Origin of the sequence: Mesorhizobium sp. M0587, from assembly GCF_040320945.1 — a bacterium.
GTDB lineage: Bacteria > Pseudomonadota > Alphaproteobacteria > Rhizobiales > Rhizobiaceae > Mesorhizobium.
Genome location: NZ_JAMYQP010000028.1, coordinates 19,443 through 42,092 on the forward strand (window position 1 = coordinate 19,443; position 22,650 = coordinate 42,092).

General features: G+C 61.6%; 25 protein-coding genes. 18 read left to right on the forward strand and 7 right to left on the reverse strand.

What is annotated here, in order from left to right:
- Positions 1-61: 61 nt before the first annotated feature.
- Both NKI49_RS22745 and NKI49_RS22750 read right to left on the reverse strand, forming a co-directional pair.
- On the reverse strand, positions 62-358 hold the full coding sequence (locus NKI49_RS22745; protein WP_352606853.1) for a hypothetical protein: 297 nt from the start codon (positions 356-358) through the stop codon (positions 62-64).
- Between the two features lie 5 nt (positions 359-363).
- A complete protein-coding gene (locus tag NKI49_RS22750; RefSeq protein ID WP_352606851.1) occupies positions 364-2,025 on the reverse strand; it encodes a CocE/NonD family hydrolase in 1,662 nt (553 codons plus the stop codon).
- Between the two features lie 172 nt (positions 2,026-2,197).
- On the opposite strand from NKI49_RS22750, the gene NKI49_RS22755 reads away from it, so the two are divergent.
- The gene (locus NKI49_RS22755) at positions 2,198-3,010 is read left to right on the forward strand and encodes a helix-turn-helix domain-containing protein (RefSeq protein ID WP_352606849.1); all 813 of its coding nucleotides are present in this window, start codon (positions 2,198-2,200) and stop codon (positions 3,008-3,010) included.
- Between the two features lie 230 nt (positions 3,011-3,240).
- On the forward strand, positions 3,241-3,429 hold the full coding sequence (locus NKI49_RS22760) for a hypothetical protein (RefSeq protein WP_352606847.1): 189 nt from the start codon (positions 3,241-3,243) through the stop codon (positions 3,427-3,429).
- A 39-nt stretch (positions 3,430-3,468) separates the two neighbouring features.
- Here the strand turns inward: NKI49_RS22760 and NKI49_RS22765 are convergent, their stop codons facing one another.
- Positions 3,469-4,326 carry a GGDEF domain-containing protein gene (locus NKI49_RS22765; RefSeq protein WP_352606845.1) on the reverse strand — a complete coding sequence of 286 codons (858 nt, stop codon included), beginning with the start codon at positions 4,324-4,326 and terminating at the stop codon, positions 3,469-3,471.
- Positions 4,327-5,198: 872 nt separating this feature from the next.
- Here NKI49_RS22765 and NKI49_RS22770 point away from each other — a divergent pair.
- The 5 genes from NKI49_RS22770 to NKI49_RS22790 all read left to right on the forward strand — a co-directional run bounded on the left by NKI49_RS22770 (position 5,199) and on the right by NKI49_RS22790 (position 8,627).
- Positions 5,199-5,456, forward strand: coding sequence for a hypothetical protein (locus NKI49_RS22770; RefSeq protein ID WP_352606843.1), 258 nt, complete (start codon positions 5,199-5,201; stop codon positions 5,454-5,456).
- Between the two features lie 178 nt (positions 5,457-5,634).
- Complete coding sequence (locus NKI49_RS22775) at positions 5,635-5,880, forward strand: type II toxin-antitoxin system Phd/YefM family antitoxin (protein WP_352606841.1); 246 nt, start codon at positions 5,635-5,637, stop codon at positions 5,878-5,880.
- Positions 5,877-6,329 carry a PIN domain-containing protein gene (locus tag NKI49_RS22780; RefSeq protein WP_352606839.1) on the forward strand — a complete coding sequence of 151 codons (453 nt, stop codon included), beginning with the start codon at positions 5,877-5,879 and terminating at the stop codon, positions 6,327-6,329. Before NKI49_RS22775 ends, NKI49_RS22780 begins: the two co-directional genes overlap by 4 nt.
- Before the next feature lie 943 nt (positions 6,330-7,272).
- Positions 7,273-7,797 carry a YciE/YciF ferroxidase family protein gene (locus NKI49_RS22785; RefSeq protein WP_352606837.1) on the forward strand — a complete coding sequence of 175 codons (525 nt, stop codon included), beginning with the start codon at positions 7,273-7,275 and terminating at the stop codon, positions 7,795-7,797.
- A gap of 320 nt (positions 7,798-8,117) precedes the next feature.
- On the forward strand, positions 8,118-8,627 hold the full coding sequence (locus NKI49_RS22790) for a ferritin-like domain-containing protein (protein WP_352606835.1): 510 nt from the start codon (positions 8,118-8,120) through the stop codon (positions 8,625-8,627).
- A 560-nt stretch (positions 8,628-9,187) separates the two neighbouring features.
- Here the strand turns inward: NKI49_RS22790 and NKI49_RS22795 are convergent.
- A complete protein-coding gene (locus tag NKI49_RS22795; protein WP_352606833.1) occupies positions 9,188-10,000 on the reverse strand; it encodes an SIR2 family NAD-dependent protein deacylase in 813 nt (270 codons plus the stop codon).
- 174 nt (positions 10,001-10,174) lie between these two features.
- Between NKI49_RS22795 and NKI49_RS22800 the strand changes: the two genes are divergently transcribed.
- The 10 genes from NKI49_RS22800 (at position 10,175) to NKI49_RS22845 (ending at position 19,522) form a co-directional block, all read left to right on the forward strand.
- On the forward strand, positions 10,175-10,957 hold the full coding sequence (locus NKI49_RS22800) for a heme-binding protein (protein WP_352606831.1): 783 nt from the start codon (positions 10,175-10,177) through the stop codon (positions 10,955-10,957).
- Positions 10,958-11,049: 92 nt separating this feature from the next.
- Entirely contained in the window at positions 11,050-12,828 is a 1,779-nt protein-coding gene (locus NKI49_RS22805; RefSeq protein ID WP_352606887.1) for a methanol/ethanol family PQQ-dependent dehydrogenase, read from the forward strand.
- On the forward strand, positions 12,809-13,672 hold the full coding sequence (locus NKI49_RS22810) for a substrate-binding domain-containing protein (RefSeq protein WP_352606829.1): 864 nt from the start codon (positions 12,809-12,811) through the stop codon (positions 13,670-13,672). Before NKI49_RS22805 ends, NKI49_RS22810 begins: the two co-directional genes overlap by 20 nt.
- The gene (locus NKI49_RS22815) at positions 13,669-14,202 is read left to right on the forward strand and encodes a c-type cytochrome (RefSeq protein WP_352606827.1); all 534 of its coding nucleotides are present in this window, start codon (positions 13,669-13,671) and stop codon (positions 14,200-14,202) included. Before NKI49_RS22810 ends, NKI49_RS22815 begins: the two co-directional genes overlap by 4 nt.
- Complete coding sequence (coxB, locus tag NKI49_RS22820) at positions 14,199-15,212, forward strand: cytochrome c oxidase subunit II (protein WP_352606825.1); 1,014 nt, start codon at positions 14,199-14,201, stop codon at positions 15,210-15,212. Before NKI49_RS22815 ends, coxB begins: the two co-directional genes overlap by 4 nt.
- Entirely contained in the window at positions 15,209-17,179 is a 1,971-nt protein-coding gene (gene ctaD, locus NKI49_RS22825; RefSeq protein WP_352606823.1) for a cytochrome c oxidase subunit I, read from the forward strand. Before coxB ends, ctaD begins: the two co-directional genes overlap by 4 nt.
- On the forward strand, positions 17,176-17,781 hold the full coding sequence (locus NKI49_RS22830) for a cytochrome c oxidase subunit 3 (RefSeq protein WP_352606821.1): 606 nt from the start codon (positions 17,176-17,178) through the stop codon (positions 17,779-17,781). The genes ctaD and NKI49_RS22830 overlap by 4 nt, the downstream gene beginning before the upstream one ends.
- A gap of 64 nt (positions 17,782-17,845) precedes the next feature.
- The gene (locus NKI49_RS22835; protein ID WP_352606819.1) at positions 17,846-18,124 is read left to right on the forward strand and encodes a hypothetical protein; all 279 of its coding nucleotides are present in this window, start codon (positions 17,846-17,848) and stop codon (positions 18,122-18,124) included.
- Positions 18,121-19,005, forward strand: a complete 885-nt coding sequence (locus tag NKI49_RS22840) for a cytochrome c oxidase assembly protein (protein WP_352606817.1) — start codon at positions 18,121-18,123, stop codon at positions 19,003-19,005. Before NKI49_RS22835 ends, NKI49_RS22840 begins: the two co-directional genes overlap by 4 nt.
- Positions 18,986-19,522 carry a c-type cytochrome gene (locus NKI49_RS22845; protein WP_352606815.1) on the forward strand — a complete coding sequence of 179 codons (537 nt, stop codon included), beginning with the start codon at positions 18,986-18,988 and terminating at the stop codon, positions 19,520-19,522. The genes NKI49_RS22840 and NKI49_RS22845 overlap by 20 nt, the downstream gene beginning before the upstream one ends.
- A 104-nt stretch (positions 19,523-19,626) precedes the next feature.
- Here the strand turns inward: NKI49_RS22845 and NKI49_RS22850 are convergent, their stop codons facing one another.
- Positions 19,627-20,973, reverse strand: coding sequence for an IS5 family transposase (locus tag NKI49_RS22850; protein WP_352695776.1), 1,347 nt, complete (start codon positions 20,971-20,973; stop codon positions 19,627-19,629).
- 663 nt (positions 20,974-21,636) lie between these two features.
- The gene (locus tag NKI49_RS22855) at positions 21,637-21,873 is read right to left on the reverse strand and encodes a hypothetical protein (RefSeq protein WP_352606147.1); all 237 of its coding nucleotides are present in this window, start codon (positions 21,871-21,873) and stop codon (positions 21,637-21,639) included.
- A gap of 139 nt (positions 21,874-22,012) precedes the next feature.
- On the opposite strand from NKI49_RS22855, the gene NKI49_RS22860 reads away from it, so the two are divergent.
- Positions 22,013-22,108, forward strand: a complete 96-nt coding sequence (locus NKI49_RS22860; protein WP_352606149.1) for a YHYH domain-containing protein — start codon at positions 22,013-22,015, stop codon at positions 22,106-22,108.
- Positions 22,109-22,369: 261 nt separating this feature from the next.
- Here NKI49_RS22860 and NKI49_RS22865 read toward each other — a convergent pair whose 3' ends face one another.
- Positions 22,370-22,531 (reverse strand): hypothetical protein, encoded by a 162-nt coding sequence (locus NKI49_RS22865; RefSeq protein ID WP_352606151.1) that lies wholly within the window; start codon positions 22,529-22,531, stop codon positions 22,370-22,372.
- Between the last annotated feature and the right edge of the window lie 119 nt (positions 22,532-22,650).

A 22,650-nucleotide genomic window follows, 5' to 3' on the forward strand; every position in this document is an offset into this window, starting at 1 on the left:
ACCCGCCAGTCAATTTCGCTATCGACGCAAATGTAAGCTTTGGGAGCGTCACTTGGCGAAGTTACACCAGCTGCCGTTCCATCTGCTCAGCCCATGTCTGTTCGTGAACGAGATCATCACCCTCCCATGCACGCAGGTGCGCCTCGATATGAAAGTGCGATGGCGTTGCGGTCATCGTCGTTTCCGTGAGCGAGCGAATGCGCCAGTCTTGGCGCGAGAACTCGAACTCCCATTTAGCCTCGGCTGTAACCGATCCGAAATCGCCGTCACGGAAGCTGTAGCGTTCGGTCCCAACCGACGTGATGGTAAGATCGTTCTCGGCAATGCGGTAGGTGCCAGCGCCTTCACCGAGTTCCACGACCGTCAAGCCATCCGCGAGATTCTCGCTGATCGTCCAATCCCTTCGCGCGTTGAGGATCGTCTCGACCTGTAATGGCGAGGCTCCCTCGGCTTCGAGGAATGGCGTGGGCTCGGCCTCTGTTCCATTGCGCTTGCGGACAGGCAGCTCAAGCCGGCAATCCGCCAGGTGGACGGTGAGCGTAACCGTTCGGGAGCGGGCCATGCGACCGGAAAGTAGCCAGTAGAGATAGCAAGACGGATACGATGCCCGGCGCGGAAGTGCTGCGCCACATGCTTGAAGGCAACCGAGACGCGATAGCGCTTGCCTATTTCCAGCGGTTCGGGCTGTTCGTGCCCATCGCGATGCGTCAGATTGAGAAGGCCGTAGCTGACGCGCGTCGCCGCACCATCGGGAGCGACGTCCGAAAGACGGACCGCGACCATGGCGGCGGGCCGGTCGCTTTCGAAGACCAGATCAAGAATTGCGTCGCCGGCAATTTCTAATGCTTCGCCCAGGACTTCCGTCTCGAAGACCAGGCTGCCGGCGTCATCGCCGCGCTGGTCCGGTGGCTGGTCGCCGGGTGAAGCATAGGAGCACCATTTGCCGCCGCGCAGTCCGACCGACAAAGGCGAACTGACCGGTTGAGGCGCGGGCGCCCCCTCTCCTCGATGCATGCAGAGGCCTCCATTGCCGGCCAAGAAGAGAGATCGCCGTTCGACGCTCGGCGACGGCCACGCCGGCTCGGTGATCCAGCGTCCCTCACGTACTTCATAGGAGGCCTGCGGCGGGGCCCCCTCCTGCATGAACAAGCGCAGCATAGGCTCGTCCATGATGCCGGTGTCATGGCGCTTCAGCCAGTGATCCCACCAGCGGACGCATTCCTGCAGGAAGCCGATCGCCGGGCCGGGTTTGCCGATATGCGGATAGGTATGCGCCCACGGTCCGACCAGTCCCTTGCGTGGGCCCTGCAGGTTCTCGACGAGGCGGAAGACCGACCTGCAATAGCCGTCCGCCCAACCGCTGATGGCGTAGACCGGGCAGGTGATCGCGCCATAATCCTCGCACACCGAACCATGCTTCCAGAATTCGTCGCGGTGCTGGTGCTGCAGCCAGTTCTTCAGCCAAAGCCCGCTCTCCTTCAGCCGACCATGCCAAAGGGCACGCCATGTGTCGGGCTTATTGCGAGGATCGGGGGGAAGGGCGTTTCGCCCGAACATGATCGCTGCCCAGGAGAAATTGTCGATCAGGAGTGTGCCGCCCATGTAATGGACATCGTCGGCGTAGCGATCGTCTGTCGAGGCGCAGCTGATCACCGCCTTCAGCGCCGGAGGCCGCATGGCGGCGATCTGCAGCCCGTTGAATCCACCCCACGAGATGCCGATCATGCCGACATTGCCGTCGCACCATGGCTGCGCGGCAAGCCACTCGATGACAGAACAGCCGTCCTCCAGCTCTTGCTGGAGATATTCGTCGAGCATCAACCCCTCGGAATCCCCCGTTCCCCGGAGATCGACACGCACCACGGCATAGCCATGGCCGGCGACATAGGGATGCATGACGGCGTCGCGCGCCGCTGTCAGGTCGTTCTTGCGGTAGGGAATGTACTCCACGATCGCTGGGACTGGCTTGCACTCGGCGTCCTGGGGCAGCCACATCCGCGCCGCCAGCCTGCACCCGTCGGGCATCGGAATCTCGAAATGGTTTATCGCACGGATCGGATGGGGGAAGCTGGTGATGGTGCGCATCGTCTGGGCAAAACCTCTGTTTGAGGCGCTATCTTGGGCAAATCCGCACTGCCGCACAATTTCGCGACCCTTCGCGACTTGACACCAGTCAAGCGTCAATATGCACTAGGGCATGCAAACAGAACCGCTTCCTCAGAACCTTGCATTCTTGTGCGGTTATCATCCCTCGATAGCCGCCGTGTGCCGGCGCCTGCAGATCAACCGCCAGCAGTTCAACAAGTATTTAAGCGGACAGACGTGGCCTTCGCGTCGCAACATGCGCAAGATCTGCGACTTCTTCGGCGTGAGCGAGGGCGAGTTGTTGATGGATCATCAACGCTTTGCCGAGGTCGTTGGACTGAAGCGCCGCCCGCTCGCGGCGCACGCGCCATCCGATCTGCTGGTGCATGTCGAGCAGCTCTACCAGCGATCGGGAGATCTGGGCCGGTATATCGGCTATTATTTTCGCTATTTCTATTCCTTTGGCTATGCCGGCAAGATCATCAAATGCCTGGTCGTCATCTACGAAAAGGACGGTCGCTATTTCTGGAAATGCGTGGAGCGGCTCGCCCTGGTGGGGAAATACGGCGTGAAGACCTCCAAATATTCCGCGGCGCTGCTGTTGCTCGGCGATCGCATTGTCGCGCTGGAAAATGAAACCCTCCTCAAAGGGAACGTCACACAGGCAATCCTCTATCCAAGTTACCAGACCAGCGTCACCTATCTCATAGGTGTTCAGACCGGCATGCCGCTGGTACGGGGACGCAAGCCGGCAGCCTCGGTTGTCCTGCTCGAATATCTCGGCAGATCGATCGATCATCGCAAGGCATTACAGGCCTGCGGCCTTTTCAGCGACACGGATCCCGCCATCGACGCAGGCATCCGCGGCATGATCGCCAACCGCATTCCCGAAGGCACATTCGTGCTCGAGACAGAAGAAGTCTGAGCCCTGCCTGAAATCAGGCCGACTGCTCCACGTCACCCCAACTAGCGGCGAAGAGCGCGATAGTCTTGATCACCCGCCGCAGCGACGACGGGCTGCCCCACTCGTCGATGCGGGCGGTCGGGCTGTCGCGAATTGGTAGGCTGCGGTGGCGGCCGCAGTTGTCCGGCCCTCGAGAGCCAATTACCCCTCGATCCTGGTACCGCTGGCCCACGTTCGATATATATTAGGCCATGACCAAGCGCTACGACATGCAGCGGGCACATAGTGGTCTCTGGTCGGTCATTGACGTGTTCACCGGACAGCCAGTTACTCAGGACGGCGTGCTAATGGTGAGTCTGACGCTACTAGAGGCCGACGAGATGCTTTATGTCCTCAACAATCGGGACTTGAGCGACCGGAAGGCCAGGGGGATCGCCTAAGCTCCCAGCGGCTGGTGACATGCACCAGCCTTCATCGGCCTAGTTTTTTGCGTTCTGCCAGCGCTGGTCATCAGCAGAGGGCGCCGGTTCATTCGAACTTGCGGCGTGTTTTTTGCCTCGTACGTCTTGCAACCTGGCTGGCTCATACTCGAACGAAATGCGGTTCCGCCCACGTTGTTTCGCTTCCAGAAGGCACCGTCCGGCAATGCGGAGGACATTCTGAGTGTCTGCATTGCGAGAGATTTCTGCACCACCGATGCTGACAGTCACCTTTACCCCGTCTTGTTGCCCCCGGCCCCAGGGAATCCCCTCGATATTACGACGGATGTTCTCCGCAATGACAATTGCCTGCTCTTTGCGCACGTCTCGCAGCAAGACCCCGAACTCTTCCCCACCAAGGCGCCCAATTGAGTCACCTGGGCGCGTCGCATAGAGGAGCGCCTTTGCGATCCGAACCAAAGCCTCGTCTCCTTTCGAATGTCCGTGCTCGTCATTAATTGAGGAGAAGTGATCGGGATCGATCAGGAGAAGTGTATCGCATTCTCCTTCGTCGCGGCTCCTGTCTATTCTTGCCATGAATTCCACGCGGCTGAGGAGCCCCGTCATCGGATCGTGGCTGGTTACGAAGGTGAGCCTTCCGTGCGCTTCTCTGAGGGCCGTGTGTGACTTCTCCAGCTTGTCGCAGGTATCCTGGATCGTTTCCGACTGGGCGAAGATGTAGGCACTGACCGGCATTCCGATCAGGATGGGAATTAAGGTACATTCCACCCAACTCAGCCAGTCGATCGGCATCTGCAAGGCCACTCTTGCCGTAAACGACAGACCGAAGGTTGCCACGACTGCAATTGTCGTCACGATCATCGATTTGCCCAGGATACGGTTGGTGCGCGGCGTCATAGCGTTTTGTAGCCATCGGCGCTGAACATGAGGTTACCAATTCGACTAAGATTATTCTGGCTCGAAGCGTTGGTGCGCGAGGGCGAGAAATGCCCCTTCCCTGTCCCACAATTTTGCGAATCCGCTACGTCGACGGAGCTGTTAAAAACCGAAGGGCATCCATCTTTGCAAACACGCTTGCAAAGTAAAAAGCCCACCGCGCGGCGGCGGACTCGCCGGCTGCCCACGACCTCCCCGATACATCCAAAAAGGCCGGCCAGGGTCTTGGCCAAAGGAAACCGGCGCAACACTGGAGGCGGATTGGCGACTGCGAGCAGATATTGCGAGCATGCGGGAGCCAAGCTGTCGGTTGGCTGCGGAAGCGGTGCCGTGAATGCCAAAATGCCCGCCGGTCTTGAAGGACGGCGGGCACTTTTTTGGAGAGTGTGCGGGACTTAAACATTACCGCAAACGAACCGTACGCTGACTTTCTCAACGGAAGGTTAAGAGATTTCTTATATTAGCCACAGTGAACGGCCACCCCACAGGCTATGACAGCTCGAAACCCGCGAACTTGGGTGCAGAGAAACACGGGCGTACCGACCTAGCGTTCCGAGGCCCTCAACTGATCCAAGATGTCCTTAACGTTGGTGAGTATACAGATGGCGGGGTGGCTTTGACACTCATTGACGCCGGAGGAGCACGTATTCGGCTTCTCCTGAGTGGCTCAAGCGAGTTGCTATGCGAGCGAATTGCAGGCACCCTTGAAGCATCGGTACGGGAAATAGCGCTTGGTCGCCATCAACATGTTGAAGGCGGCTTGCACCGTTCATTCATTGGAAACGAATTTTTGTCACAATGACTTTCCCATGACTCGGGGTAGGAGCGGCCATATGGCATCCTTTCTCCTGAAGCTGATTGCGATCGCGAGCAGAACACCTCGTCACGATGGCATCTCAAAGTCGCTCGCAACACTCCTGCTGACGACAGCCACAGCAACTGGCCCGGTCGTTGCTGATCAGGAGGACGACTATGTGACCTGCCTGATCGACACGGCGGCAAAGATCATGAAGAGCCAGGCGGTCAAGGACCCAACCAAGGCGCTCGATGAAGCGGGTAAGCGTTGCCAGCCACCCTCGCGCATAACTTAAATACGGGTCAGGTCGGACGCAAATATCGCGGGGTGCGTCATCAACGCCCACAGTCAGGACGCGGATCGCCTGAGCGTCGAGAGCTTGCTTTGGCAATGATGCTCCCGCCCAGACGAGGCTTGCAATCTTTCGGGCAGCCATTATAGTAGGCAATATAACTACATTGTGGAGTTTGGTTATGGAGGAAGCCGTTTCGGCTGCTGATGCCAATCGCAGGTTCTCCGTCCTTTTGCGAGGGGTTCGGGAGGGGCACAGCTATGTTGTGACCAGCCACGGCAAGCCTGTCGCGCGGCTCATTCCCGCCAGCAGGCATGACGATGTGGCGGTTAGCGCCCATGCAACGCTGCTTTCCCGCCTTGAAAAGCAGCCCGTGTTGGACGCTGGACCTTGGACGCGCGACGAACTCTATGAGGATGATCGGTGAGGGTAGCGCTCGACACGAATGTGCTTGCCTACGCGGAAGGTATCAACGGGGTTGAACGCCGTGATGCCGCTTTGACCCTCATTCGCCGGGTACCGCAAAAGGCAGCTGTCGTTCCGGTGCAGGTTCTCGGCGAGCTTTTCAATGTGCTCGTCCGCAAGGGCGGAAAGTCGCGCAGCGAGGCCCGTGATGCGCTGTTGAGTTGGCGCGATACATTCCCCGTTGTCGAAACCTCGCCCGCAGTCATGGTGGCGGCGGTCGATCTCGCGACGGACCATCAATTGGGGATATGGGATGCGATCATTCTCTCAGTTGCATCGCAATCGGGGTGCCGCTTGCTTTTGTCCGAGGACCTCCAGGACGGTTTCACTTGGGCCGGCGTGACGGTGGTCAACCCGTTCGCCTCGCCACAGCATGCTTTTCTGCACGCATTGTTGAAGGAGGACGAATGATCAGAATGTCAGGTAACCGCCGCTTTTGAGCAGCCGCTTCTCCGATGAAACATCTCAGTAATGGTTCGGCCCCACAATTAGAATCGTCTCTCGCCAATCGGTTTCAAAGGTGGCGAGCGCGCAATCCCACCTTTGTGCTCTTCGCCTCCAGCGCGTTGCGTTGATGCCTCGGGACATCGTTGATGTGCCGGTGGATTCGGCGACGGAAGACGCGCTAAAGTCCATGGCCGCTGAGATGTCGGTCGGATCTCATTCTGATCGTCTTGCGGGAGTGGCTGGAAAACAATGCCTAACTGCCGGTCCGTAGATCGATGAGGAAAGCGAAACGGACGGCGGGGCATAGGCGCGGGGTTCCGCGATCACACCATAGCCTAACTCGCTCACGCAGTTCACAATACAACCACAAGCGGTCGATTCCCCAAGGATGTAGCCGCTCCAAAGGCCCGCCGCAGGTCGCTCCCGTGGCGGGCTTTTCATTGAGATGGATTTGGGACACCATCACCGAGACTGGAACCAAGAGCTATCCAGCCCTCCAAGATGGCCGCTGCGTTGGAGTTCTCGCGGGCAACTGACCACACGGGCCAGAGCGTGATGGGTTGACGTGCCCCGCGCTGCTTAAGTGCCCGCGCCCATCAGAAGGAGGCGGGCAGGTCGGAATTGCGCTCGCCAGCACCGGAGGCAACTGCCCCGCCAGCATCCAGCGAAAATGGTTTTTTCCCGCCGGCTGCCGCCTCGGTTTGGCTGCCGGCTCTCTGATCTGCCGAGCCGGCGCACCTTGACGGAGATGAGGCCTTTATGGCGGCAAACGACGGCTGTGCCCTTTAGTCTGCCATGATGCCCCTGGCCGCCAGTTTCTGGAAGCCGCGAAGGAACAACTACCGAGCAATGCGGTTAAAGCTGTGCGTGTCGCCCGACACGTATTCCTCGATTGTCGGAGATGAAGATGGCCACGAAGAAGAGCTCAAACGGCAACGCCAAAGGCCTTGAAGACCTGTTCTATGACGGCCTCAAGGACCTTTACTACGCCGAACGCAAGATCCTGACTGCGTTGAAGAAGATGGCGAAGGGAGCCGAATCGTCGGAGTTGACCGCCGCATTTGAAAAGCACCGCGAGGAGACCGAAGGCCAGGTCGAACGGCTGCAGCAGGTCTTCGAGATTTTCGGTAAGCGGGCGCAGGGAAAGACGTGTCCCGCCATCGACGGCATCATCGAGGAGGGCCAGGAGATATTGGAGGAGTTCGAAGAGGCACCGGCGTTGGACGCTGGGCTCGTCGCTGCCGCCCAAGCCGTGGAGCACTATGAGATCGCCCGCTACGGGACACTGGTCACCTGGGCCGGGCTCCTCGGTCTGAAGGATGCGATTCCTCTGCTTGAGCAGACGCTCGAGGAAGAGAAGGCGACGGACGAAGCGTTGACGCAGCTCGGAGAGACCGGCGTGAACGAAAGGGCAATGCAGCAAGCCGCATAGACCCGGCCCGCTGACCCCCGACGGCGGCACGGCTCTGGGGCCTGACGGGATCGAAGCAAGCGGCGCTTTGGGGACTTGTCAGACACCATCAGCTGCCGGGCCGGCAAGATGCCGAACGCGCGGCATAAGACATGGGGTTCGCCTGGCTGGCCTGCGCGGACGTCACGGTTCGCATCCAGAAGCTAGCTCATTGAAGTCCGCATGACTGTCAAAGCCGGAAGCATCCGCCGGCAGCTTGCTGTTTGTTTGTTCTTCGGCTGAGCCGACGAGGAACAATATCTCTTCTTGAAAGTTCGACCTGATCATCAAGGAGAAATGAAATGTCGGAATCGCGTGAATGGCTTGTCCAATGGCTCAGGGATGCGCACGCCATGGAGGAGCAGGCCGAGACCATGCTGAACGGGCAGTTGAATCGTATAGAGAGCTATCCGGAACTGAGTGGGCGGATCCGGCAGCACCTTGATGAAACCAGGCAGCAGGCCGCTCGGCTCAAGACCTGTCTCGACCGCATCGGGCAAGGGTCCTCCACCCTGAAGGATGCCGGCGGCAAGCTGACGGCAATGGCGCAGTCGCTGAGCGGCGTCTTTGCCGGGGACGAGGTGATGAAGGGATCGCTCGCTAGTTACACGTTCGAGCACATGGAGATCGCCTCCTACACCATCCTTATCGCCGCCGCCCGATCGCTAGGGGAAACCGAGGTCGCACAGGTCTGTGAGGAAAACCTTCGAGAAGAAGTAGCGATGGCCGACTGGTTGAAGGACCATCTCCCCGCCACGGCCGAGCAGTTCCTTGCGCGGGCCGATACGGAAAGCGAGAGCGCCAAACGTTGACCAGGCATTGGGTTCGGTGGGTTCGGCAAACAGAGCGGAGAGGCTTGGCGCCGCACGCAGCGTTCTGCGCCTTTGCAAGCAAGAGTTCCGGTGGAGGGAAGCAGGCCTATCGATCCCGAATTATCATGTCGAAGCAGTCAACACCGCAGCGCACGTCGTAAGTGTACGCACGCCTTTGGTCGCCGCTGGCGAGGCGATCAAAGGCGACGTAAGTCTTGGCACATTCGAAGCGACGCGGGCCATCACATGCCCGTGCAAATTCGCCTTTCGCCATGACCGCGGCCAGGGTGCATGGAGGATCGCGCGCTCGATCTTAGCTATCCTTAGCTATCCTTAGCTATCCTTAGCTATCCTTAGCTATCCTTAGCTATCCTTAGCTATCCTTAGCCTGTCAACGTTGTCCTCTTCTCGAAAACGGCGAAGCCTATCGGCCGCCTTAACGTCTCAGGTCGGAGCGCCAACAGTGGGCTTGCGAGATTCACGGATGACCGGCAAAGCAAGGCTCCAAGCACGTGGGGCGCAAGCGAGATTGTCTGCAGCAATCGTTGCGACCAACCTCGCTACTTCGCTTCGGCGATCTTGCAGAGAAACGCTATCAGCGCCTGCTCCGGGTTCTCGTCGGCCCCGGACACGACGTTGAGTCCCCAGCGACCGAGAACCGCCTCTTGAACGACGTTCGGGCCTGGCATGAACACGAATGACTTTGGACGATCCCGCTCGAAACCGGACAGACGCCAAGTCTGCCACAGGCGATGCAACAGCAGACGAATGTTCATGTCGGACATGCTGTAGCCGATGAACAGGATCGTGCGCCCCAGCGCATCGGCTCGAAATTTAACATCCAGCGGCGAATCGAACGACAGCCGGTCGAAATAGTCGGTCTCTGCCAACACAAGCGAAGCCTCATCGTCAAAGTCACCGTGGTATTTGACGATTTGCGTCAGGCCGCCGCTGGCCTTGGCGATGTCCTTGGCGTTGGCTATTTTGACAAAGGGCCGGCCATAGATCTCGAAGGCGACTTCCAAGTTTCGATCGTAGTTGGTGGTGTAGATGATCGGGAAATCGAGCGAGACGATCAGCCTGTGGATCGCCGATCGCTCCACCTTTTTCCGAGAGACCGCCCATTCGCGGTCCATCCAGCTGCGCAAAGAGGCGATGCTTCCGTGCTTGAGCCGGTAGTATTCGGCAAGCGCCTGATAAGTGGCATCAGGCATGCCCACCGTCTCGCCGTCCAGGCCGAGGTCATTTGCCATGTGATCGATCAGCTTTTGCCATGACGGCAAGCCGACGCTCATCGACACCCCGGCGCCGACAAACAACATCGCCCTTCGCTCGTTCAGCGACCCCGCAATTTGCTTGAACACCGACTGCATACCAGCGAACTGGCAAATGCGGTTTCGGTTCCAAGATTGCCTGAAGCGGGCAAGGGTCGCTCCGCCCTCGGTGCCCGGGCGTTTTCGCCAGCCGCGCGAACAACAACAATCTTTTGCAGGCGATGGCACTTCTGCCCGTCTCAAGCGTTGGAGAGTGTTCAACGAACGTTACAGATGATGGTTCATCGTCGCGCCCTGTTGCTGGCTCTCAACCTGTTCCTGCTGGCGACAAGCTGCGCCCGGCAAACGGCCGCCGCCCAAGCACCTTGCCCCGCCGACCACGACAAGCTGCTGGCGGCATTGACGAGAAATGTCAAAGCCAGTGGCGGTCCCGGCAATGGCGGGTTCGACACCAATGAATGGGCCGCGGTCGTGGCGCGAGACGGAACCGTGTGCGCGGTTGCCTTCAGCGGCCCGACCGCCGACGCGCAATGGCCTGGCAGCAGGCTGATCGCGGCCGAGAAAGCCAGCACGGCCAATGGGCTCAGCCTTCCTCAGATGGCGCTGTCGACTGCCAATCTGTATGCGCCGGTCCAGCCGGGTGGTCCAATGTTTGGGCTGCAAGCCGCCAATCCAGTCAACCAGTCGGTCGCGTATGCAGGCGATCCCACGACCTTTGGCAGTGCCGGTGATCCACTGACCGGAAAGCCCGTTGGAGGGGCGGTCGTCTTTGGCGGGGGCCTGGCTCTCTATGATGGGAAGGGCATCGTAGGCGGGCTCGGCGTCAGCGGCGATTCCTCTTGCGCCGACCACAATGTCGCCTGGCGGGTGCGCGCCGCACTTGGCCTCGACAAGGTGCCGGCCGGCGTCAATCCAAGTCGCAAAGACGCAATCATCTACGACCTCGATCCTGGGGGAAAGAGCGCTTCGGGCTGGGGTCATCCGTTGTGCGCCGGAACCGAGGCGGACATAGCCGCCGAACTTGGCGCCGGCGTCGGCGGGTCGCTGCGCAAATGAGACGGCCGGCGCCGGTGCCAACCGTAGTCGCCAAAGAGGATGGTGCAATGCACGCAACAGGGCGCGGTTCCAGGTTGGCGCTGGGCTGGGTGATGCTGGCAGGTCTTGCGATCGCGGCCGGGGCGGCTGCCCAACCGGCGAGCGACGCCGCAATAAAACCGCCAGTTTCAGCCGCTCCGGCCGATGACGGCCAGTGGACCATGCCGGCAAAGAACTTTGCCTCGACCCGCTACAGTGAGCTGGCGGAGATCACCGAAGACAACGTCAAGAACCTGCAGGTGGCTTTCACCTTCTCGACCGGCGTCAACAAGGGCCAAGAGGCCGCTCCTCTGGTCGTCGGCAGCACGATGTACATCGTGACGCCGTTTCCCAACGTCGTCTACGCGCTCGACCTCTCCAGACCGGGCGCGCCGATGAAATGGAAGTACGAGCCCAATCCCGAACCGGCAGCGCAAGGCGTCGCCTGCTGTGATGTCGTCAACCGGGGGGCGGTCTTCTCCGACGGACGGGTGTTTTTCAATACGCTCGATGGCCACACGATCGCCCTCGACGCCGGCAGCGGTAAGCCGATCTGGAATACACAAATCGGCAATATCAACATCGGCGAAACGATCACCATGGCGCCCCTGGTGGTGAAGAGCAAAGTGCTGGTCGGCAATTCCGGCGGCGAGATGGGCGTGCGCGGATGGGTCAAGGCGCTCGATGCCGCGGACGGACATGTCGTGTGGACGGCCTACAGCACGGGCCCCGACAAGGACGTGCTGATCGGCCCGGACTTCAAGCCCCACTACGATATGGACAAGGGCAAGGACCTTGGCATCACGACATGGCCTCCGGAGGCCTGGAAGATCGGCGGCGGCAATGTATGGGGCTGGATCTCTTATGATCCGGACCTCAACCTGATCTTCCACGGCACCGGCAATCCCGGTCCCTGGAACCCGGACTTGCGGCCCGGCGACAACAAATGGACGGCCGGCATCTTCGCCCGCGACCCCGACACGGGCGCGGCGAAATGGTTCTATCAGTGGACACCGCACGACCTGCACGACTACGACGGCATCAACGAGCAGATCCTCCTGGACATGAGCTGGCAGGGTAAGCCGCGCAAGGTGCTCGTGCGGCCGGAGCGCAATGGCTATGTCTACCTGCTCGACCGTACTACCGGCGAAGTCCTGTCTGCTCAGCCTTTCGGCCCGGTCAACTCCAGCAAGGGCGTGGATCTGAAGACCGGCCGCCTGGTCGTAAATCCCGACAAGAAGACCGGCACCGGCAAGGTCGTCCGCGACATCTGTCCGACCGCGTCCGGCCTCAAGGATTGGCAACCGTCGGCATTCTCGCCGAAGACCGGCCTGCTCTACATCCCCCACAACAACCTTTGCATGGATGAAGAGGGGGTCGAGGTGAACTATATCGCCGGCACGCCCTATGTCGGCATGAACGTCCGTATGATCCCAGGGCCAGGCGGCAATCGCGGTGCATTCACCGCCTGGGATGTTGCCACCGCCAAGCCCGTATGGAACTTGAAGGAGAACTTTCCGGTATGGAGCGGTGCGGTGGTCACCGCCGGGGATGTCGTCTTCTACGGCACGATGGAAGGCTGGTTCAAAGCGGTCAGCGCCAAGACAGGAGACCTGCTTTGGCAATTCAAGACATCGTCCGGCATCATCGGCCAGCCGATCACCTACCGCGGTCCCGACGGGCGTCAATATGTGGCGATCCTGTCGGGCGTCGGCGGTTGGGCCGGCGCCATCGTGTCGGGTGACCTCGATCCACGCGACGCCACAGCCGCCCTCGGCTTCGCCAACGCCATGAAGGATTTGAAGGACGTCACGACGCCGGGAGGAACGCTCTATGTATTCCGCCTGCCCTGACCACTTCGACAGGCCTGTTCGGCGAAAAGCCGTCCGGCACATTGCCGCTGCGATCGGTGCGCTCGTCCTGTTGTTCGCCGCCGCAGTCGCTCATGCGCGCGAGTTGAGGGTGTGTGCCGACCCCAACAACATGCCTTTCTCGAACGCCAGCGGCCAGGGTTTCGAGAACAAGATAGCCGAAATCGTGGCTGGCGAGCTTGGCGCCAAGCTTACTTACATTTGGTGGGCGCAGCGCCGCGGGTTTGTCCGCAACACGCTGAAGGCCGGCATTTGCGACCTCGTCCCGGGCACTCCCGCCAACCTCGAAATGCTGCGCACCACCACACCCTACTACCGCTCGTCCTATGTATTCGTGATGCGCAAGGATGGGCCCGATATCACGTCCTTCAACGATCCGCGCCTGCGTGAGCTGCGCATTGGTGTGCAACTCATTGGCGACGACGGCGCCAACTCGCCTCCGGTCCAGGCGCTTGGCCGCCGTGGTATTGTCGGCCATCTGATCGGATACCCCGTCTATGGCGACTATTCGGCGCCAAACCCTCCGGCGCGCATCGTCGAAGCGGTGGCCAATGGCGAGGTTGACCTCGCCGTCGTCTGGGGGCCGCTCGCCGGCTATTTCGCCGCGAAGCAGAAGGTGCCGCTTAAGCTCACGCCAGTGACCCCCCGCATAGACGGGCCGCTGCTGCCAATGATTTACGATATTTCGATGGGCGTCCGGCGTGAGGACGACGCGTTGCATGGCGAAGTCGATGCCGCACTTGCCAAGCACAAGGCCGAGATCGATTCCGTTCTGACTCAGTTTGGAGTGCCTCGTCTGGACGCCGGCGGGAATCCGGTACGATGAAACGGGGGCTCGTCGTGCTCCTGTCCGCGACGCTGGCGCTTGTGGCATGCCAACGGGAAGAGCGCGATACACGCCCGCAATCCGCGCTCGGCTCCGGTGAGCAGCCGGCCCCCGTCACCACGTTGGAGCCTGGCGGCGCGCGGCCCTCTCTCAGTGACAACAAGGCTGCCGCTTTCGAGGCCAATGCCTTTCACCTTAGCGAGGGCAAGCGCCTCTTCAGCTGGTTCAACTGCACCGGCTGCCATGCCAATGGCGGCGGCGGCATGGGACCGGCCCTGATGGACCAGAAATGGATTTATGGCAGTTCGATCGAGAGCATCCACGCCACCATCCGAGACGGGCGGCCGAACGGCATGCCAACATTCCGCGACAAGGTCCCCGACGACCAGATTTGGGAGCTTGCCGCCTTCGTCCGCTCGTTGGGCGGCAACGCGCCCTCCTCCGCCGCGCCTTCGCGCAACGACGATATGATGGTGCATCCGTCCGAGAACCGCCTGCCGGATGCCGCGACTCTGGGGAAGTCGCCGTGAGACGGCCCGTCTTTGCGGCGTTCGGCACGGCCTGCGTGTTGCTTCTCCAGGGATGTGCCGGGTGGCAATCGGCACTCGACCCGAAGGGCCCCGCCGCGTCGGAGCTGGCTTGGCTCATCTGGTTCTTCACCGGGCTCTGCGCGCTGATCTGGCTCCTGGTGATGATCGCCTTGGCGGCGCCACTTGCTATGCGATCGCGCACGCGCTCCGACCCGCTTGTGCTCGATCCAGGCGCCGAGCACCGCAAGGCGCGAGCGGTTTGGACCGCGCTTGGCGCGACGACCGTGATCCTCATCGGGCTCACCCTGTTGAGCTTCTTCGCCAACAGGACGCTTGCTGCCATCGGTTCGGACGCCGAGCTGACGATCCGCGTGACCGGACACCAATGGTGGTGGGAGGTACGCTACGAGGACGCTCAGCCGAGCCGTATCCTTACGACGGCCAACGAGATCCATATCCCCGCCGGCGAGCCGGTACGGTTCATCGTGACCTCGACCGATGTGATCCACTCCTTCTGGGTGCCCACCCTCGCCGGCAAGCTCGACCTCATCCCCGGCCATGAGAATGTCCTTGATCTCAAGGCCGACAAGCCCGGCGTCTATCGCGGCCAGTGCGCCGAGTTCTGCGGTCAGCAGCACGCCAACATGAGCACGTTGATCGTCGCCGAGCCGCGGCCGGTCTTCGATGCCTGGTTGAACGACCAGCTTCGGTCCGCCGTAGCACCCGTAAGTGCAGAGGCTAGCGCCGGGGCGGCATTGTTCCTCGATCGTGCCTGCGTGATGTGCCACAAAATTGGCGGCACGGTTGCCGGCGGCACGGTTGCGCCCGATCTCACCCACATCGCGAGCCGGCAAACGCTCGCCGCCGGAACGCTGACGATGAGCCGCGGCAACCTTGCCGCCTGGATCGCCGACCCGCAAGGCATCAAGCCCGGCGCCCACATGCCGGTGGTCGATCTCAATGGCGACGAACTCAATGCGATTGTCGCCTATCTGGAGGGGCTCAAATGAGCAGCTCCGATCTGACCAGCGAACGCGGCCTGGCGCGGCAAGCAACCCCCAAGGGCGACCTTGCGCCAGAACGCGACGGGCCGCGCGATACCGGTCTGGACGATGCCACCCTGCATCGCTGGCTCGAACGGACCTGGCGAACGAAGCCGGGCATCATCGGCGCGCTGTCGAGCGTCGACCACAAAGTCGTCGCGCGGCGCTATCTGGTGACCGCTTTCGTCTTCCTGTGCCTGGGCGGGCTCAATGCAGTCGCCATGCGCATCCAGCTGTCGGGGCCGCAACGCGGCCTGATCGGGCCGGATCTCTACAACCAGCTGTTCACCATGCACGGCGTGACCATGATGTTCCTGTTCGCCGTGCCGATCGTGCAGGCCACCGGCATTTATCTGGTGCCGCTGATGGTCGGCACGCGCAACATCGCCTTCCCTCGCCTGAATGCATTCAGTTATTGGATCTACGTCTCGGGCGGGATTTTTGCCTGGGCATCGTTCGCGCTCAGCATGGCGCCGGACGTCGGCTGGTTCGCCTATGTGCCGTTGTCGGGCCCCGAATTCGGACCCGGCAAGCGCGCCGACGTGTGGGCGCAGATGATAACCTACACCGAAGTGTCGTCCCTGGCCGTCGCCGTCGCGACCATCGTCACCGTGTTCAAGCAGCGCGCGCCGGGCATGTCGCTCGACAAGATCCCGCTCTACGTCTGGGCGATGCTGGTCACCTCCTTCGTCGTCGTCTTCGCCATGCCGGCGGTCATGATCACGTCGACATTCCTGATCCTCGACCGGCTCGTCGGTACCCACATCTTCAACCCGGCCGAGGGCGGCGATGCCTTGTTGTTCCAGCATCTTTTCTGGTTCTTCGGCCATCCCGAGGTCTACATCATCTTCCTGCCGGCGACAGGCATGGTGTCGTCGATCATCCCCGCCTTCGCCAGACGCCCGGTCTTCGGACATCTGGGACTTGTGCTGTCGCTCATCGCGGTCGGCTTCCTGTCGTTCGGCCTGTGGGTCCACCACATGTTCGCGACCGGCCTGCCCAAGCTCGGCGCCAGCTTCTTCACCGCCTCGAGCATGATGATCGCCATTCCCAACGGGCTGCAGATCTTCTGCTGGCTGGCGACCATGTGGGACGGCCGGCCGGTGATCCGGACGCCGCTGCTGTTCGTGTTCGGCTTCGTCTTCACTTTCGTCATCGGCGGCCTCACCGGCGTAATGGTGGCATCCGTGCCTTTGGACCTGCAGGTCCACGACACCTATTTCGTGGTCGCGCATTTCCATTATGTGCTGATCGGCGGATCGGTTTTTCCGCTGCTTGGCGCCGCCTATTTCTGGTTGCCCAAGCTCACCGGCCGCATGATGAGCGAGCGGCTTGGGCGCTGGCATTTTTGGATGGCCTTCATCGGCTTCAATGCGGCGTTCTTCCCCATGCATCTTGTCGGTCTCTGGGGCATGCCGCGACGGGTCTATACCTATCCGGCCGAGCTTGGCTGGGGAAACATCAACCTGTTCATCACCGCGGGCGCGGCGGTCTTCTTCCTGAGCTTCGTCCTGTTCACGTTCAACATGCTGCACGGCGCCTTGCGAGGCGCACCGGCGGGCAACAATCCCTGGGATGCCGGCACGCTGGAATGGGCGACAACCTCGCCGCCACCGAGCTACAACTTCGCCCGCATCCCCGTCGTCACCCACGCCGAGCCGCTGTGGGCCGAACGTGAGGCCTTGCCGGTCGCGACAGGGCTCCGCGTCGACGCGCGCGAACTTGTTATCTCGACGGTAGCCGAAGCGCGTCCCGACATTCGCGAGAAATCGGCCACGCCGTCGATCTGGCCGCTGTTTGCGGCCATCGCTGTGGGCGCGACCTTCCTTTATTCGATCTTTACGCCCTGGGCCGTGGTCTGGGGCGCCTTGCCGATTGCTATCACGCTGATCGGCTGGTTCTGGCCAAAAGGCGATCCGGAGGACGAGGAATGAAACAGCGTCCCGCCGCCGATCTTTCCGGCCTGCCCACCTATGGGGTTGGTCCGCGCAGCCCCACCTGGTGGGGCACGCTCGGCTTCATGGCGCTCGAGGGCACCGGCTTCGCAATCGCCGCAGGTGCCTATCTCTACCTGGCGCAGTCGTGGCCGCAATGGCCACTCGGCGCGCCGCGGCCGAACCATTGGCCCGGAACGATCGTGACGCTGCTGTTGATTGTCAGCTTGGTGCCAAACCACATGCTCAACCGCTATGCTGAGCAATGCGCGATCATGCCTGTGCGGATCGGCCTGGTTGTGATGTCGCTGCTGGGGATCGCGCCGCTCGTCGTACGCTGGTTCGAGTTTCCGGCGTTGAACATCTACTGGGACACCAACGCCTACGGGTCGATGCTGTGGGTGCTGCTTGGGCTGCACACGACGCATCTGATCACCGACGTTGGCGACACCATCGTGCTGACGGTGCTGATGTTCACGCGTCACGGCAACAGCGGCCGGCGCTTCGGCGATGTTGGCGACAATGTCTTCTATTGGGATTTCGTGGTCGCCACCTGGATCCCGATCTACCTGCTGATCTACTGGACACCGAGGCTCGGCTGAGATGCGTGCGGTTGTGTTGGGCACTTCTTGGGGCGGACTTCTTTCAGGGCCACTGGCCTGGGCGGTGTCGACGCAACTGAATTATTCGCTTGTGCATTGGCAATGCAATCGCCAGGTGCCGATCGTGCTGCCCATCGCTTTGGCGCTGGCGCTGCTTTCGCTGCTCGGCGGTGCCTTGTCGTGGCGGGCAAAACGGCAGGGCGGCGCCGCCTTCAAACCGCAACGCACGCGCGGCACGGAGTATTTCGTTGCCAACCTTGGCATTCTGTCGGCATTGTTGTTTGCTCTGGTGATCATCATGCAAGGCAGCGCCGCGCTCATCCTCGACGGGTGCGTGCGATGAGCCTCGAAGACTTCTTCTCCACCTCCATCTGTTACGGCGCCGGCGCGCCCGAGGCGGGATGGACGCTGGCCTTGCCGATTACGCTGCCGCTGTCGGCAGCCGCCATCATCTATGCCGTCGGCGCGCTGCGGCTGTGGCGACGAAGCAGCCGTGGCAGAACCCTGCGATTGCGGCGGGCGCTGCTGTTTTGCGCCGGCTGGATGGCTCTGGCGGTCGCATTGGTCAGCCCAATCCATGCCTTGGGCGAGCGCCTGTTCGCCGCTCATATGATCGAGCACGAATTGCTGATGGCGGTCGCCGCACCGTTGCTGGTCGCTTCGCTCCCGGCGGCGGCAATCATGTGGGCGCTGCCAACGCCGCTGCGGCGGGCATTTGGCCAAGCCGGGCATGCGAGCGTGGTTCGAGTGGTCTGGGCTGCAATCAGCCGCCCCCTGGCTGCCACCATCCTGCACGGCGTGGTGATATGGGTCTGGCACGTTCCGGCGCTGTTCGAAGCGGCGCTCGAACGCGGCTTTCTGCATTATGCCCAGCACGCCAGCTTTTTCGGCACCGGGCTGTTGTTCTGGTGGGCGCTGCTGCCGCGACCCGGCCGCGAACAGGCCCATGGCGGCGCGGTGATGCATCTCTTCTTCACCTCGCTGCACACCGGCCTGCTCGGCGTTCTGCTTCTCGTTTCGCCGAGGCCCTGGTATGCGGCAAAGGCCGCCGGCGCGAGTTCGTGGGGCCTTACCCCACTCGAAGACCAGCAACTCGCCGGCCTTGTCATGTGGGTCCCGGCCGGGCTGATATATGGCGGCGCAGCGTTGCTGCTGGCTGGCCTCTGGATCCGTTCGAGCGGGCAAACCGATCGGGAGGCGTCCCATGCGTTTAACGCTGGCTAGGCTGATCCTGCTGGCGCTCGGCGCGGCCGCGGCCGTTGCCATGCTCGCCGTGGTGCTGCCGCCGCCCGGCCGGCAGCCGGAGCCGGCCGAAGCGCTCGCGGCTGACGAGCCCGGCAGAATCAGGTGGATCAGCATCGGAGCGATGGTCATTGCACTGCTTGCGATGCTGGCGGCGTTTGCCTGGTGGCAGCAGCGTATCGATCGGGCCGAGGACGAGGCCAACCGGGCGACCGGCGGCATTGCCGCGCGAGCGATACCGATCATGACGGCGAACGGTTGCGCCGGTTGCCACATCATCACCGGTGTGCCCGGCGCACAAGGTCTTGTTGGCCCGCGCCTTGACGCCAGCCTGGCCAGCCGCGTCTACATTGGTGGCGTTGTGTCCAACAATCCCGACAACATGATCCGATGGATCCGCGCCGCAAGGCAGGTCAACCCGCGCTCGGCCATGCCCTCGACCGATATTTCCGAGCAGCAGGCGCGCGACATCGCCGCCTATCTCTACGCGCTCAAGTGAAATTCATTGCTTACCGCGCCGGGAACATAGACCCCGTCCCGGATCATTGCCGATGATTGCCGCAAGGAAGAACACGACGAAGTCGACCGTGAACAATGCGGCCGCTAAGCGGCGACCGGCTTGGGCCGGAGTTGGAAGAGAGCGATCAAGAGGGACAAAAAACCCTTCAGCCACCTGAGCAGGAGGGAGAAGTTGTAGCCGGCGGCGGCCAGGATGGCGTTGACGGCGTCGCCCTGCTGGCCGGCGAGGTAGTTGCGGCCCATGCGATGCTCGGCCTTGATGTGGCCGATCACCGGTTCGACCGCCGACCGCCGCCGCATCTGGCGTTTGATTGCCGGGGTGACGCGGCGTTTCTGGCCGCTGGTGAAGACCCTGAACTTGTGGCTCTGGGGTGCGTTGTGGCCGCGATAGCCGGCGTCGGCGAGGATGCGGCCGATCTGGTTGCCGATGGTCTCTTCCATATCGGGGATGACGCTTGCCAGCGTGTGGCCGTCATAGGGATTGCCGGGCAGCGCTTTTGCATGCAGGGCGAACTGGCCACCCTTGGAGCGCTTCAGCGTGGTGGCCACCGACACCTTCACTCCGAACTCGTAGGGCATGTGCGCCTTGCCCTTGCCGATGCATTCCACCTCGTGCGCGTGCAGGCTGTAGATCTTGCGGCCGCGCTGACGCTGACGCTGCTCGAGAACGGTGGCGGCTTGGTAGAGCGGCCATTTGAAGAGCGCGTCCAGCCTCGCATCGCCGGCGACCTGGCGACCGATGTCGCGGATGGTCCGGCCGAGGTAGGTCTTAAGCCTGCGCAGCGCCTTGTTGGCCCGCTTGAACTGCTTGGCGTGGGCATAGCGCTGGTGCTTGATCAGCGCCAGCTTGCCGACCCGTACATAGGTCTGGCGCAAATTGAGCCCCGTCCTCTTGGCCAGCCGCACCAGCCGCTCGCGCGCCCGGTGGATGAGCTTGGCGTCGGTCGGGAACATCACGTTCTTCGGCTGCACGGTGGTGTCGACGATCACCTGGCGCGTGTCGGACGGCTTCATCGCCCCGGTCTTGACCGCGAGGCTGAGGCTTTCCTGCAAGAGCGCCGCGATCCGCTCCTCGCCCATGCGGCTGCGCCAGCGCGTCATCGACGAGCGATCGAACGGCAGCGCGTGGCAGAAGAATTCCTCGCCGCAAAGATACTGGAAGTAGGGGTTCTCCACCCAGCGCTCGCACAGCACCTCATCCGACAGGTTGAAAGTGTGCTTGAGGATGGCCAGCCCCGCCATCAGCCGGGTCGGCAGCGGCGGCATGCCGGGGCCGTCCGAATAGACGGCGCCGAAACGCTCCTCCAGCACCGGCCAGTCGATCGCCAGCGCCAGCCGCACCAGCTCGTGCTTCATATTGATGATCTGATCGAGCCTGGAGCGGAACAGATCCTGCTTTCCCGTCTCGCGCTTCTCGCGTGGCCTGGACATTCGCCGTCCCCTCGATTCGCCGCCGCCGAACCAAGTGAATCACGCTCCGCAGCACAAGGGAATCGCAAAACGAATTGCAGGAAAACAGCCCCCATAAACCGCTAATCCTGCAATCCAAAAGCCACTATCCGCCTCAATCAACATGCTAGATCAACGGCTTGCGGATAGTTCACGGTCGACGACGAAGCAGGCCGGCAAGACGCGAACGAGATCGGCGGAAGTGCAAATAGATCGAATGGGCAGCCAAGCCGAACCATAAGCGCGCAGCCCCAGCTTTGTTCCCGACGGGTCCATCAAACGCGTATGGATTTCGCAGCCCTGGCAGGAAATTGCAAAACGCCGTCCGGAAGGCTGGCCTCGCTATCCCCAACCGGGTTCGGCCCCGCCTGTTCAAAGCCATCCGAACGCTCGCCAAGTTGCACGATCGTTGGCGACGAGACCGCGGCGCGAGCCGTGAACATGCGGATTAACTCGGGACGAAGGCCGTCTCCCCTGGCAGCCGCCAAAGCGTGGATTGGAAAAAAAGGATACATTCGCCTGATCCTTCACAGAGGCGCCCTACCCTCCTTTCGCGCCGTTCGCCCGGCCGCCTGCGCCGGATCTTACGCCCCTTCGCGCTATTGGAACGCAGACGGCCCAAATCGGGCCATTTAGACCTGCCGGTCACAATGGTTGTGTCGATATCCCCGCTGGTTTCTGGTCGTACTCGGTCTCCGCGGCCTCGAACGCCACGACCTGGACCATCATCTGTTTGGCCCGATCGATCAGTGCCGATTTTTCTTGCACTGTGTCCAGCCCCGGGTCTGCCATGGTCACGGCAATTTTCTCGCCGCCTTCGCCAAGAAACTCCACCTTGACGGTCTGCCCTTCAGCGCGAATTTCGGTTTGCAGAAGTTCCATCGTCGCCTCGTCTGTCGTTCCTGAGTAATAAGGCCGGCCCTGCGGGAAGGTTCCCCCTGCCGATGAAATCGGGGTGGTTCCGAGACCCTAGACGTTTCCACTTGGTCGCCAAACTCGGTCGCTTTGGCGACCTTGGAGGATGTGTGTTGCGGCCAACGCCTTTGCGCATGGCGGCGGCACGGCCAGCAACGGGTGCCATATGAACCAGAAGACCGGCGTGTATCACTGTCACTGACATTGCGCCGGCAGTGAACTTCAAAATACGTGCTGCAACGGGTTTTGCTGTGCCCACCCGGTGCTCAGGCGGACAGGACGACTCCGTTGCCGATTGCACGATGCGGGGAATTGCGCATTTCCAGGAAATCGAATCCTGGCCGAACCTAAGTGTAGGTCGAGACGCCGCACTGTCGCTGCGGAGCGGTGCCTGACGAACCACAATGGTCTTCCCGTAGCCGGGCGCAACTAGGTGGCCAAAATCAGAAGTCAGGAAAGGCGATCAGCGCTTCGCCTTCGGTGTGATGTCCTCGATGCGTACCTTGTCGTTAAAGCCCTTCCCCATCGATAGCGCCTTGGCTTTGGCCTTGGTGCTCAGCACTGTGGGCCAACGCGGCTTCTCGAACACGCTGACGACGTCAGTTGTTACGGGCTCGTCGGTCATCGCTCGCTTTGCCACTTATAAAGCCCGCGCCTCTGGCGGAGAGCGCGGGCCGATCAGGGTTGTCGCCCCAATCTTCAGCAGGCGATGGAGGGCATTTACCTGCTGCATGCGTCAACTTT

Coding starts and splice junctions, on each gene's coding strand:
- NKI49_RS22750 (WP_352606851.1), bottom strand. CDS start 2,025: ATGCCCGACGGGTGCAGGCTGGCGGCGCGGATGTGGCTGCCCCAGGAC.
- NKI49_RS22755 (WP_352606849.1), top strand. CDS start 2,198: ATGCAAACAGAACCGCTTCCTCAGAACCTTGCATTCTTGTGCGGTTAT.
- NKI49_RS22760 (WP_352606847.1), top strand. CDS start 3,241: ATGACCAAGCGCTACGACATGCAGCGGGCACATAGTGGTCTCTGGTCG.
- NKI49_RS22765 (WP_352606845.1), bottom strand. CDS start 4,326: ATGACGCCGCGCACCAACCGTATCCTGGGCAAATCGATGATCGTGACG.
- NKI49_RS22770 (WP_352606843.1), top strand. CDS start 5,199: ATGGCATCCTTTCTCCTGAAGCTGATTGCGATCGCGAGCAGAACACCT.
- NKI49_RS22775 (WP_352606841.1), top strand. CDS start 5,635: ATGGAGGAAGCCGTTTCGGCTGCTGATGCCAATCGCAGGTTCTCCGTC.
- NKI49_RS22785 (WP_352606837.1), top strand. CDS start 7,273: ATGGCCACGAAGAAGAGCTCAAACGGCAACGCCAAAGGCCTTGAAGAC.
- NKI49_RS22790 (WP_352606835.1), top strand. CDS start 8,118: ATGTCGGAATCGCGTGAATGGCTTGTCCAATGGCTCAGGGATGCGCAC.
- NKI49_RS22795 (WP_352606833.1), bottom strand. CDS start 10,000: ATGCAGTCGGTGTTCAAGCAAATTGCGGGGTCGCTGAACGAGCGAAGG.
- NKI49_RS22800 (WP_352606831.1), top strand. CDS start 10,175: ATGATGGTTCATCGTCGCGCCCTGTTGCTGGCTCTCAACCTGTTCCTG.
- NKI49_RS22805 (WP_352606887.1), top strand. CDS start 11,050: ATGCTGGCAGGTCTTGCGATCGCGGCCGGGGCGGCTGCCCAACCGGCG.
- NKI49_RS22810 (WP_352606829.1), top strand. CDS start 12,809: ATGTATTCCGCCTGCCCTGACCACTTCGACAGGCCTGTTCGGCGAAAA.
- NKI49_RS22815 (WP_352606827.1), top strand. CDS start 13,669: ATGAAACGGGGGCTCGTCGTGCTCCTGTCCGCGACGCTGGCGCTTGTG.
- ctaD (WP_352606823.1), top strand. CDS start 15,209: ATGAGCAGCTCCGATCTGACCAGCGAACGCGGCCTGGCGCGGCAAGCA.
- NKI49_RS22830 (WP_352606821.1), top strand. CDS start 17,176: ATGAAACAGCGTCCCGCCGCCGATCTTTCCGGCCTGCCCACCTATGGG.
- NKI49_RS22840 (WP_352606817.1), top strand. CDS start 18,121: ATGAGCCTCGAAGACTTCTTCTCCACCTCCATCTGTTACGGCGCCGGC.
- NKI49_RS22845 (WP_352606815.1), top strand. CDS start 18,986: ATGCGTTTAACGCTGGCTAGGCTGATCCTGCTGGCGCTCGGCGCGGCC.
- NKI49_RS22850 (WP_352695776.1), bottom strand. CDS start 20,973: ATGTCCAGGCCACGCGAGAAGCGCGAGACGGGAAAGCAGGATCTGTTC.
- NKI49_RS22855 (WP_352606147.1), bottom strand. CDS start 21,873: ATGGAACTTCTGCAAACCGAAATTCGCGCTGAAGGGCAGACCGTCAAG.
- NKI49_RS22860 (WP_352606149.1), top strand. CDS start 22,013: ATGTGTGTTGCGGCCAACGCCTTTGCGCATGGCGGCGGCACGGCCAGC.
- NKI49_RS22865 (WP_352606151.1), bottom strand. CDS start 22,531: ATGACCGACGAGCCCGTAACAACTGACGTCGTCAGCGTGTTCGAGAAG.